Source organism: Aporhodopirellula sallentina SM41 (genome assembly GCF_000346505.1).
Taxonomy (GTDB): domain Bacteria; phylum Planctomycetota; class Planctomycetia; order Pirellulales; family Pirellulaceae; genus Rhodopirellula; species Rhodopirellula sallentina.
In genome coordinates this window covers 1-11,743 of sequence record NZ_ANOH01000269.1, presented here as the reverse complement: position 1 = coordinate 11,743, position 11,743 = coordinate 1, and the positions used below count along the sequence as shown (strand labels likewise).

The window sequence follows — 11,743 nt, the reverse complement described above, 5'->3', positions numbered from 1 at the left end:
GTCGCCGAGCGTGTAGGTCACGTTGGCGGCCATGTTGTTGAGTTTGCCCTGTTCCGGCGAATCGTTCAATCGGATCCCGCGACCACCGTTAATCCCGGCCAATGTGATGTCCCATCGATCGTCGTGATAGCCACCGCCGATGCCTTCTGCCAACGCGGCGAAGTAGTGCCACGTTACACTTTGGGTGAAGGGACTGAGCGTGCTGAAGTCGCCAAAGCCGACGTTCTTCTTACCGATATAGAGATAAAAAGGTGACACGCGAAAATCACCGATTACCGCGTACGCCTGGCGGACCTGCAGACTGCCTTGCTTGAAATCACCGAACGAGAAAACGTCCGAGAACAGCAACTCGCTATACACGCTCGCATACGAAGTCAGATGCACGGTCGCGTGAGCGTTGGCGTGCAACATCCGCGCGTCCGTCGCGGTACTGCCACTGAAGTCCGTCGGGAATCGACCGAGATACGGAAATTTGCCTTCCGAGTTCGTGGTCGCCGCCAGGAAAGACAAACGTGCCTGTCCCCCTACAATCACGACGGGTTCGTTGCCACGGTGTCTGGCATGATTCTCGAGAATCAGGAGTTCCTTATCCGTCTGCCGATTCTGAAAATCGAGCAGCGCGTCCGTCAGCGGTGTGTCCAGCCGGAGCCAATCGGAAGCGTTTTCGCGGCTGCCGATGCCCTGACCACACAAACATGGCTCGCCACAATCACACGCTGCCGCGTAGCAATCCGGGCCACCGACCAACGAATCACAACCACACTCACCATCCACACACCCGAGTGAATCACATGATTCGCAGGCCAGAGGATCCGCGAAGCTGAGGTCAGGATAGTGTGAATCATCTACGACAGGCGCGGTTTGAGAATACGCGACGTTCAACATCACGCAGATCGTCAAACCGACCGCCACGAGCGAAACCAAGAACCGCTGTCCGCCCAAGTTCCTTTGTCGGAACATGAAAACGAGTCCTATTAGCGTCGCGAGCGATTGGGTTTGGCAGCTGACTTCACGGCAGTCGCATCAACGAGTTCTTCCGTCATACGGGCACGATACTCCATCATGCTCCCGGGGCCTTGGAATCCAACGACCGTTTCATCCCAATCCAATTCTTTGCCGAGCAAGTATCCGTTGTCGACGTCGAATCGAATGCTGCCGTTACTGAGTTGCTGGACAACTTGTGCCCGCAACGACTCCTGATCGATTGGGGTCAACGTTTGGCTCTTGACGGAGATCGTCGCGACGCCCGCTTTCACTTTTTTGAGCGTGTAGACCTGACGAATTTTGATCGTTTTGACTAGTCCGTCATCAGTGCGAGCTTGAATTTCCGACGGCACGCTCCAGCTCTCGCCAATCGCGACCGGCTCGGCAGGCAACGCCAACGTCAGGGATCCCATGCCGAGAGACGATTTTGATCCCGCGTGGCTCTCGCGTTTGATTTCTTCGCCCTTGCCATCAATGGTCACCGTTGCCAGAGGCGTCCCGATTTGCTCGGCGACGACACTGAAGACTTTCGGCGGTTCTTTGTCGTTGGTGCTATCCCAACGGACTTCGGCTTGGTCACCGTTTTGCTGCGTCATTTCGACCGAGTCAATCTGGTGGTCGAATGTCATTTCATTTTCGTCGGCGTTCCGCACCTTCCACGACCGCACACTCGTCGTATGAACATTGGCGACTTCTTCCGTCCCGTTCATTCGAGTTTTGGTCTTGGCAACGTGGGTCACCTTGTAGCGGACCGTTTGATTCGGGGCGAGCTGATGACGCAAAAGATACTTTTCGGAATCACCGTCGACCAAGACACTCTCGCCGCTTCCGGCAACTGCGGGTCGATCAGCCAGCACCACCCCGGCGCCGAGCAAGCCAAAGGCTGCGAGCGTCAATAACGCGGTATTTCCGAACGAGAAAGACGACGGGTGCGATCGAAAGTTCATGGTGTCAACAGCTCCTGAAAGGCCATGCGAAAGTTTCACACTCGCTGTACCAAATACACTGCTTCGACCGCTAGTCAGATCCCCTCCGCCCGATCGCTACCCACCCGACCTGTCAAAGGGAGTGGTTGGGGCGGTTCGGAGAAGCTAGCTTAACGCGACTCCCTCGCAATTTATTGGTTCTCGGAACGGTTCACGGCCATGTCACCTCCATCACGCTACGTTCTCGCCTCAAAAAACGCTTCGTCTGGCTCTGTCCGGCATTCCATGCGTTTGTACCGGAACGCCTCAATCTGGCATTCCGTGTTGCTGATAAACTGTGTGCTCGGGTTGGCCTCGATTTCGATCGCTGGTGACGATTGGAATCAATGGCGTGGCAGCGAGCGAAACTGCCGCGTGGCAGGGGCCGCTTGGCCAACGCAACTCGAAGGAAAGCTCGAGAGAGTTTGGGAACACAAGCTTTCGCCCAGCTACAGCGGTCCGGTCGTTCAAGACGGCAAAGTGTTCACCACCGAAACGCTCGATAAAACGACCGAACGCGTGACCGCCTACGACCTGGCGTCGGGCGACCAAGTGTGGATGCAGGAGTGGCCGGGATCGCTGTCGGTACCGTTCTTCGCGGCAGCCAACGGGGATTGGATCCGATCGACTCCGGTATCCGCGCCGGGTTCGTTGGTCGTTCTCGGAATGCGAGACCGGCTCGTGCATTTGGATACCGAGACCGGAGATGTCCGCTGGGATATCGACTTCCCCGAAAAATTTAAGACTCCGCTGCAACCCTTCGGTGCGGCGTGCTCCCCCCTGATTCACGACAACGCTGTGTTCGTCCAACTCGGCGGCGGGCTTACCAAAGTTGACTTGCCGAGCGGCGAAGTCCGATGGACCGTTCTCGGTGGTGGCGGCGACATGTCGAGCACCGGTGCGTTCTCCAGCCCCACGGTGGCGACTCTTTGCGGAGTGCAACAACTGCTCGTTCAAACCCGCGAGAAACTGTGTGGCGTCGCGCTGGACAGCGGAACGGTATTGTGGAGCGAACCCATCGAAGCGTTCCGCGGAATGAACATCCTCACGCCACTGGCGATCGGCGATTCAGTCTTCACGGCCGCGCACAGTGGCGTCAGTCAGCTCTTTGACTTTTCACGGGAACAAGACCAGTGGCGTGTCACCGAACGATGGAGCCAGAAGACACAGGGATACATGTCGTCACCGGTTCGCGTGGATGATTTCATCTACCTGCATCTGAAGAACGAACGCGTTGCCTGCCTCTCCATCGCAGACGGAACGATCAAGTGGACCAGCCCGCCGGTCGGCAAGTACTGGAGCATGGCACACGACGGAGCCCGCATCCTGTCGTTGGCGAGTGACGGCGTGCTCCGGTTGCTCGACGCGACGCCGGAAAAGTACACCGTCATCGACAAAGCCAAGGTCGCCGACGACAGTTGGGCACACATTGCGGTCCAAGACAACCTCGTGATCGTTCGGGGCCTCGACCGACTCACCGCATACCGATGGAATAAATAGTTGGTGTCCCCAAACGCAAACTACGACGATACGTCACGTGCGGTCCTCGGCGTCGACATTGGGGGCGCGAATTTGAAGTATGCGACCACAGGCAATGTTTGTTTTGAACGATCATTTCCAATGTGGATGCAACACGAGCGACTCGCCGATCAACTCGTCGACGACATCCAACGGTTCGATTCGATCAATTCGCTCGCCGTGACCATGACGGGAGAGTTGGCCGATTGCTTTCCCAGCCGCGCCGACGGCGTTCGAGAAATTGTCCAACAGGTAGTCGACTGCACTCGTCGGATGTCGATCCGATCGGTTCAGTTCTACGGCACCGATGGATCGTTTTACGAGTCAGGCGATACCACCACAAACTGGGAACGCATCGCCGCATCGAACTGGCACGCACTCGCGAGTTTTGTGGCTTCGCAAATCGCGCCCAACGGGCTCCTTGTCGATATCGGTTCCACCACCACGGATATCATTGCGATCCATCAGGGACGCGTCATGACCGACGCGGCCACTGACCATCAACGGCTGGCCAATCAAACGTTAGTTTACGTGGGGTGTCGTCGCACGCCGGTCTGTTCGCTGCTCAACCGAGTCGCGTTCCGGGGCGAAGACATCATGGTCATGAAGGAGCTCTTCGCTACGATCGACGACGCTCGACTCATCCGACGAACGCAACCGGAGGATCCCGATGACCGCGATACTGCAAACTCGCAACCGCGAGACTGGCCATCCGCGAAGGTTCGCCTTGCTCGCATGATCGGCCTCGATCACAACCAAATTTCCGACGCGGAAGCAATTGAGTTGTCGAACCAGGTGATCGATGCGGCGCGGCAACCGATCGCACAGGCGATCAACAGATGGTGGGACCGCCTGCCTGAAAGCGGCGATTGCAGGCCGGTGCTCGTACTCAGTGGACACGGCCAAGACCTGGTGACGATTCCGCCCGATGCGAATGTGATTGACTTGCGGCAACACATATCAACCGAAGTATCACGCGTCGCGCCGGCATGGGCGGTTGCTTTCCTGATGGAACAGCAAATGAACACGCATCATGTGAACCACTCGGTCAACGAACACTCATGATGACTCGTCGCGTTCTTAAAATCGGTGGCAGCCTTTTGCTCCGCAGTGATTTACTGGGCGACCTGCGAGCATGGTGGCTACAACAACCGCCTGCGTTCAACTTGGCCATTGCCGGTGGCGGCGAGATGATCAACGCGATTCGCACCTGGGACCGGCTTCGTCCCGGAACGCCCGCTACGGTTCATTGGCGTTGCGTGGAGATGCTGAGATTCTCCTACGAGTCTCTGCGGGACGCGTTCCTCACCGATCCACGCTGGCCCGAATTCCAGGCGGTCGACGATCCGTCCGCATGGGCGCGAACGCTATCGCAACTCGCGGGCACCGGAACGCCAGGGGCCGCATTCACCACAACGATGCATCTATGCAACGTTCCCGCGATCTATCAGAGAAACACATCAATCGGCTCGCCAAAAACCCTCCCCGAATCTTGGGACACGACGACCGATGCGATCGCGTTGTGGATCGCTCAACAGGTGGAGGCCGACGAATGTGTGTTGTTGAAATCGTGTGCCGTTCCGGCCAACGCTTCTCTGTCCGAATTGATTCAGGAAGGGATCGTCGATGAGGCGTGCTCTTTGTTCGAGAACACCAACATGACGATTCGCGTCGAACCGCTGCCTGGCAATGACGGCATCCGATAACGATAACGCAGCTCAACGCGGCGCCCCGGGAACTTAGCTCGCTGCGTTTGAGCCAACGCGTTCCGACCGCACCACGCGGCCGCCCTCGTCCGCGGCACCAGGGCCGATCTCCACGATCCAATCGGCGGCCTGGACCAGCATCGGATGGTGCTCGATCACGATCAGTGAATGACCATCGGCGATCAACGCGTTGAAACAATCGATCAGGCGTTCCACGTCGGCGAAGTGCAAACCGGTTGTCGGCTCGTCCATCAGAAACAACGTCCGCTTGCGTTTGGTACCCGCGAGAAACGCGGCGAGCTTCAACCGCTGCGCCTCGCCGCTGGAAAGTGTCGTCGCCGGTTGCCCCAGGTGGATGTATTCGAGCCCCACGTCGATCAATCGTTTCAAACGCGATTGAACCTTCGGCATCGTGCGGAAAAACCGATACGCCTCTCCAACTGTCATCTCCAACACCTCCGCGATCGTACGATCGCGATACCGCACCTGCAGAACCTCTTCACGGTAACGTCGGCCGCGGCATTCGGGACATCGCATCGAAACATCCGCGAGAAATTGCATGTCAACCGTTTGCACGCCCGCGCCTTCGCAGGCAACGCACTGTCCGGCGGCCGAATTGAAACTGAAGTGACCGGGTTTGAAGTTTCGAATTTTCGCATCGACGGTATCCGCGAACGCTTTGCGAATTTCGTCAAACGCCTTGGCGAAGGTCACCGGACAACTGCGTGGACTCCGGCTGATCGGAGACTGATCGACTAGCAGACAATCATCGATTTTCTCAACACCTTCGATCGAATCAAACGGCAACGTTTGCAAATCATCGGCGTTTGGTGTCTCGCCGGATCGCTTGGCTAGCCGTTCTTTCACCGCACCGAACAACGTATCGTGGATCAGCGAACTCTTGCCGCTGCCGGATCGACCGGTCACCACACACAACGCACCAAGAGGAAACGCCACGTCAATCTGTTTCAGGTTGTGACCGGATGCCCCTCGCAGAGTGACGAAGTCCGATGGGTCTCGTTGTCTGGATCGAATCTCAAACGCTGGCTCACCATCCGCCGCGTCGGCGTCGGTGAGATATTCGCCGGTAACGGAATCATCCGCATGCCGCAGTTGGTCGGGAGTTCCCTCGAACGTCACACGCCCTCCGCCGATCCCAGCTTCCGGGCCGATCTCGATTACATGATCAGCCGCCGCGATCAACTGCGCGTTGTGTTCGACCGCCACGACCGTATTACCACGATCCCGCAATTCAACAATCGTTCGAATCAACCGCGTCACGTCATCGGGATGCAGCCCCGCCGTAGGCTCGTCGAGAACATACAGCATGCCGATCAGGTTGCTGCCGAGCGCCGACGTCAACGCAATCCGCTGGGTCTCGCCCCCGGACAACGTTCGCAAAGGCCGGTCGAGTTGCAGATACCCGAGTCCAACCGCGTCGAGAAAACGCAGCCGATCTCGAATCTGCCGAACCGGTTCGCTAGCGATCGAATACTGCCGACGCTCATTCGCCTCCGCAACCATCGCCATCGTCCACGGCTCGTCCGAGTGCACTGATTGCTTCGCTGCCGCGAGAGTCGTAACCTCGGCCGCCGAATCGTTTGTTGGCTCATCGGCTTGCTCGCTCAATTCCGAGAGAAACTCGCTCACCTGATCGCAACGCATCGCCAGCACGTCGGCTACGTTTCGATCTTTAACGCGATACGAAAGGGCCTCCGGTTTGAGCCGTTTTCCCTCGCAGGTCGGACAGGTCGTGTAGCTACGGTAACGGGCCGAGAAGACTCGCACGTGCATCTTGTATTTCTTGCGATCCAACCACGCGAAGAATCCATCGAGCCCACCGAATTGACGTTCGGGAACGCCCGCATGAATCTTCTTCAGTTCGCTCTTCTTGAGCTTCGAAAAAGGAACATCCACACGAATTCCGTAATCGTCGGCAAGGTCCAACAACTCGTCCAGCTCGTGACGATACGAAGGAGAATTCCATGGAGCGATCGCGCCGTCGCGCAGCGAAACAGACGGGTCCGGCACAACGCGAGACATGTCCACCCGCAGCACATCGCCGAAACCTTCGCACGTCGGGCACGCGCCGAGCGGATGATTGAAATTGAACAACCGTGGAACGGGATCCGGAAAGTCGATGTCGCATTCGTCGCATCGACGTCGGTCGCTGACGATGCGTTGAAACATCTCACGTCCGTCGAGCGGAAACGATCGCGGAACGGAGGCTTGTTGATCGCCTTTGTTGTTCGCCGCCGAGGCATCCGAATGGCGTTCCGAATCGTAGACCACGACGGCACGCCCGTTTCCTTCCGCCATTGCCGTTTCCAATGACTCGGTCCAACGCGACGTTTCACTGCCGCCGGTCAGCCGGTCGACGACCACGACCGCGGTCGCACCTCGACTGCCGATTCGTCGCGCGAGCGGACTGCGGTCTTCATCGGAGAGCTGGAACGTTTCCCCCTTGAGGATCAAACGCACATAACCTTCCTGTTGCAAACCGAGCAAGATTTCGCTGGCGGCGGCCCGGTTCGGCAACCAAATCTCAAATCCGACAATCGCCCGCCCGATCTGCGACACCGGGTCCGTCATCTCCGCCGCGATGCTTTGCGGGCTGTCCACCTCGACCTTTCTTCCGCACTGATGGCACGTCAGTTCGGACGCCTTTGCGAAGAGCAACCGCACGTGCTCGGCGATTTCGGTCGCGGTCGCCACGGTGCTGCGATTGTTCTTCACCGCCGATGCTCGCGTGACCGCGATCGCAGGTGGAATCCCGTCGATCGAGTCGCAGTCGGGTTTCTCCAACCGAGCGAGATACTGCCGGGTGTACGCCGAAAAACTCTCGATATAACAACGCTGACCTTCCGCGTACAGCGTGTCCAACGCCAACGAAGTCTTGCCGCTGCCCGAAAGTCCACAAACCACGACCAACTTCCCGCGGGGAATGTCGACGTCGATCCCCTGCAGATTGTTAACGCGACACCCACGCAGCTCGATCGGTCTGGTGTCTGTCGCGCCGTCATCGGTCGATTTCCCGCTCGATTTCTTTCGACGCGTGGCGCTTTTTGCCTTCGTTTGGCGAGGCTTTGCGGGCGACTTTTTCTGCCTGCGCGGGTTATTCCCCGCATCGCTGCGAATATCTGCATTCATGAACGTTTCCCAGTGCTCTCTGCTACAAAAACCATCTCGTCGCCAACTACCGTGTCGCTAACTACAATGCTCGATTCAGTATCTCGCTTCGGCGACCCTTCCTCGCTTCCCCCGCATTTGCAACAGTCCCACCGAAATGAACAAGCGTTTTCTCTCCAGAATTTTGCCACCCATGCCGGCCAATTTTTCCGCCTTTGCCACCACGCTCGCCGTTCTGATGACGCTCTGCTGTGTGCCGGTTCAATCGGCGATCGGTCAAGACGCGAAAAAGGTGAAAAGCAGGCCCAAAAGGCAAACGAATCCGGCGAAAAAGATACAGCGGCCGCTCAAGATACGAAGAAGCAAGCGTCCGGCGAAGAGCAAACGAAATCCAAACCAGCCAAGAAGCAACCCGCCGAAGCGAAACCCCAACCGGCCAAAACGGATTCGAGCGAATCCAAACCCAGCCAACCCGCCGATGCGAAGAAGGACGCCGAACCGGCCAAACCTGACCCAAACGCGGAGTGGATCGCCAAAGGTGTTTGGGTTGATCCGCCGACCGAGGGCCCCGCTGCGGTCGATTTCGCATTGGTCGGCGAATATGTCGGCGATCTCGCAACACCCGCTGACCAGAACGAAGACGATTCCGACGCCGAAAAATCCGCCTCACGCCTCGGTGTCCAAATCCGCAACCTGGGAACCGGCCAATTCGAAGCACGTGCCTACCAAGGCGGACTGCCCGGGCAGGAATCCTACGTAAACGAAAAGCCGATGGTTTTGCTCGGCCGACGCAGCGGATCGACGCTCGTTCTTTCCGGCGGTCCTTGGGCGATGTTCGCCGGTCCCGACCAATGCAAAATCATCAACGAGTCCGGCGAAACTCTCGCGACTCTCCCTCGAGTCGAACGACAAAGCCCAACACTCGGTGCGAAGCCGCCGGAAGGAGCGATGGTTCTCTTCGACGGAACCGACACATCGCAGTTCGCCCAAGGACGCATGACCGCTGAGAATTTGCTGGCCCGCGGAGCCCGAATCAACTTCTTGCTCAGTGACTTCGACCTGCACGTCGAGTTCCGCATCCCACACATGCCCAAAATGACCGGCCAGCAACGGGGCAACAGCGGAATCTACCTGCAAAGCCGATACGAGTGCCAAGTGCTGGACTCGTTCGGTGAAGCCAACGTGTTCAACGGCCTCGGCGCGTTGTATCGACACAAGGCCCCCAAGTTCAACATGGCGTTGCCACCATTGATTTGGCAAACATACGACATCCACTTTACCGCCGCACGTTTCGGAGTCGACGGAAAGAAACTTCGCAACGCCCGCGTGACATCATGGGTCAATGGCGTCAAAGTCCAAGACGACGAGGAATTGCCCGGACCGACCGGACACGGCCAACCTGAATCGCCGACGCTGCTGTCGACATTGCTTCAAGATCACTCCGATCCGGTTCGATATCGCAACGTTTGGGTTATCGACCGCGGATTGACCGGCGGTGTCCCGTTCCCACAGATGGCGGACGATCAATAGATCCGCGTCAGCAACTAGAACCGATCTTCACCTGAAACGCCCCCGACGGTTAAGGCCGAGCGAATCTCGCTTCGAACCTTTCCCGTCGTGGGCGTTATAGCGATCACACCTACCAAACAGAACGCGGCGAACACAAAGTGGATGACGTTCCCGTCGAGCATCGTGAAGACTAAATTAATCATCGCGGCACCTTCTAAAACCGCCTGAGCAATCAGCCGCGATGTTTGCGTTGCGGATAGGAAGCCGATCAGAGGCCGTGGCAGCGGTTCATCGGCATCCCAATTTTCCCAAGCGTCTCGTGCGGACTGAGATGCCGCGGCACCGCCACCGCAGACATCTTCTGCCTCCGGCGTTTGACGCAGCGCCGAGGCCGCGTTCGACTTCAGCATCAACCGCATCAGAAACGATACGACCAACGATGCGACAAAAACGCCGCCACCGATCGCGAGGAATATCCAGTTCGGCTGCTCGGCGTCAGGCTCTCGCTGCAAAATCAGGAACAGGAAAACAGCAGAAGTCGTCACGATTCCCGACGCGAGGGCGAAAGAGAGCAACTGCCCCAACCGAACAAACTGCCCCAACGTCGTCGGAGAATTCCCACGCGTCCCTGATTCACCGAGGGAACTATCGTCAAACGGACCAGTAGGATTTCGATCGAGGACCACGTTGACTTCCAATAATTGATACACCAAGAACTTTTAAACCAGCCCCCAGGCTAGCAGCAAATTTCCACGATCAACAGATCGCAACGGCGAACGCAGGCCAACTCGTCACGATGCTTCTACGACCTCGCCAATCGGCTATATTCTGAACCTCTCGCGTTGACCGTCGTAGCACCGAGTTTTGATTCGATCGGTCGCCTCTCGATCCTCCGACCTACCACGACATGAATCCTCGCGAACGATCCGCGCCGAGCGACCAAGATTCGAAACAACCGGCCGCACGCGTTGCCCTCACCGTTGTTACGTTCGCGGTGTTGCTGATCACGACATGCTTGGTCAGTGGACGTTGGACCTATCATCTGGTTCCCGACACCGCGAGCTATCTGCAGTATTCCTTTTCACCGGCGTCGGCGTCCGCGAAAGAGATCCGCACTCCGGTGTACCCGGTGGTTCTTCGTCTGTTCCAATGGATATCACCGAACCAGTCCGTGGCGTTGCAGTTGGTCGCGTTGAACCAGATCCTGCTGCACGCGGTCGCGTCCGCCGCGTTTTTCATCGAACTTCGCAACTGGCAAATTACACCGCGGATCAGTTTAGCGATTGCCGCCACGGTCGCAGTGGGCTGCACTTTCTGGGACAACGTATCAACGATCGCAACGGATTGTCCCGCGATGTCTCTCGGCGTGCTCTGCAGTGTCTTGGTGCTCTCGGGTTGGCGTCGCAGTTTCTCAACGTACCGGATCGCGATGCTCGGTGCGTGCATCGTCCTCGCGGTTGGTTTGCGACCGGCGTATCTGTTTTTGATTCCGTGGGCTGGCGCATCCGCACTGGTTCGCCCCTCCAATGCGATTCCTACGTTATTGCCGCGACGTCTGCGCGACGCTGCATTGATCGTTGCGATTCCGGTCGTTACGGTTTTGGGGTGGTGCGTCTTTCGATACTCCACTGCAGGCGATTTCTCGATCCTTCCGTTCGGCCACCAAAACATGGCCGCGGTAACGACGCAGCTCCTCGACAACGACGAACTGAAATCAATCCCGGGCCGTGTCGGTGAGCTCGCGTCCGAAATCGCAGATCTGCGTGTCGCAGTCTCGCAGGGAAAGGCCGCTAGCGATGAGACGTTGCCGCCCGGAACCCGTTTGCCATCAGCTGACGGTCTCGACCTGCGTACGTCCCGCGATCCGGCATTGAGAGCCGAGTCGTTCATGGCGCTCGAAAATCGCTGGGATGCGATGACCTATCTCGTTGT

At 57.8% G+C, this 11,743-nt stretch carries 8 protein-coding genes and 1 pseudogene; 5 read left to right on the top strand and 4 right to left on the bottom strand.

Annotated features, from left to right (window positions below; translation table 11 throughout):
* Both RSSM_RS17995 and RSSM_RS17990 read right to left on the bottom strand, forming a co-directional pair.
* On the bottom strand, positions 1-960 hold a 960-nt coding region (locus tag RSSM_RS17995), incomplete at its 3' end, for a hypothetical protein (protein WP_144059919.1).
* A 14-nt stretch (positions 961-974) separates the two neighbouring features.
* Entirely contained in the window at positions 975-1,931 is a 957-nt protein-coding gene (locus RSSM_RS17990) for a DUF6263 family protein (protein WP_008681792.1), read from the bottom strand.
* Between the two features lie 198 nt (positions 1,932-2,129).
* Here RSSM_RS17990 and RSSM_RS17985 point away from each other — a divergent pair, with 198 nt between their 5' ends.
* Genes RSSM_RS17985 through RSSM_RS17975 form a run of 3 tightly spaced genes read left to right on the top strand, consistent with a single transcriptional unit; the run spans position 2,130 to position 5,173 of the window.
* The gene (locus RSSM_RS17985; RefSeq protein ID WP_008681790.1) at positions 2,130-3,449 is read left to right on the top strand and encodes a PQQ-binding-like beta-propeller repeat protein; all 1,320 of its coding nucleotides are present in this window, start codon (positions 2,130-2,132) and stop codon (positions 3,447-3,449) included.
* A gap of 3 nt (positions 3,450-3,452) precedes the next feature.
* On the top strand, positions 3,453-4,532 hold the full coding sequence (locus RSSM_RS17980; protein WP_008681788.1) for a hydantoinase/oxoprolinase family protein: 1,080 nt from the start codon (positions 3,453-3,455) through the stop codon (positions 4,530-4,532).
* Positions 4,529-5,173 carry an amino acid kinase family protein gene (locus RSSM_RS17975; protein WP_008681786.1) on the top strand — a complete coding sequence of 215 codons (645 nt, stop codon included), beginning with the start codon at positions 4,529-4,531 and terminating at the stop codon, positions 5,171-5,173. The genes RSSM_RS17980 and RSSM_RS17975 overlap by 4 nt, the downstream gene beginning before the upstream one ends.
* Before the next feature lie 33 nt (positions 5,174-5,206).
* Here RSSM_RS17975 and uvrA read toward each other — a convergent pair whose 3' ends face one another.
* Entirely contained in the window at positions 5,207-8,323 is a 3,117-nt protein-coding gene (gene uvrA / locus RSSM_RS17970; protein WP_008681784.1) for an excinuclease ABC subunit UvrA, read from the bottom strand.
* Between the two features lie 66 nt (positions 8,324-8,389).
* On the opposite strand from uvrA, the gene RSSM_RS17965 reads away from it, so the two are divergent.
* Complete coding sequence (locus tag RSSM_RS17965) at positions 8,390-9,832, top strand: 3-keto-disaccharide hydrolase (protein ID WP_008681781.1); 1,443 nt, start codon at positions 8,390-8,392, stop codon at positions 9,830-9,832.
* Positions 9,833-9,846: 14 nt separating this feature from the next.
* Here the strand turns inward: RSSM_RS17965 and RSSM_RS17960 are convergent, their stop codons facing one another.
* Positions 9,847-10,521 (bottom strand): hypothetical protein, encoded by a 675-nt coding sequence (locus RSSM_RS17960; RefSeq protein ID WP_008681775.1) that lies wholly within the window; start codon positions 10,519-10,521, stop codon positions 9,847-9,849.
* 197 nt (positions 10,522-10,718) lie between these two features.
* Here RSSM_RS17960 and RSSM_RS17955 point away from each other — a divergent pair.
* A pseudogene (locus RSSM_RS17955) lies at positions 10,719-11,743 on the top strand (hypothetical protein); the annotation flags it as partial.

Bases quoted from the DNA above. Each gene is read 5' to 3' on its own strand.
- uvrA (WP_008681784.1), bottom strand. From the start codon at position 8,323: ATGAATGCAGATATTCGCAGCGATGCGGGGAATAACCCGCGCAGGCAG.
- RSSM_RS17965 (WP_008681781.1), top strand. From the start codon at position 8,390: ATGCTCGATTCAGTATCTCGCTTCGGCGACCCTTCCTCGCTTCCCCCG.
- RSSM_RS17985 (WP_008681790.1), top strand. From the start codon at position 2,130: ATGTCACCTCCATCACGCTACGTTCTCGCCTCAAAAAACGCTTCGTCT.
- RSSM_RS17975 (WP_008681786.1), top strand. From the start codon at position 4,529: ATGATGACTCGTCGCGTTCTTAAAATCGGTGGCAGCCTTTTGCTCCGC.
- RSSM_RS17990 (WP_008681792.1), bottom strand. From the start codon at position 1,931: ATGAACTTTCGATCGCACCCGTCGTCTTTCTCGTTCGGAAATACCGCG.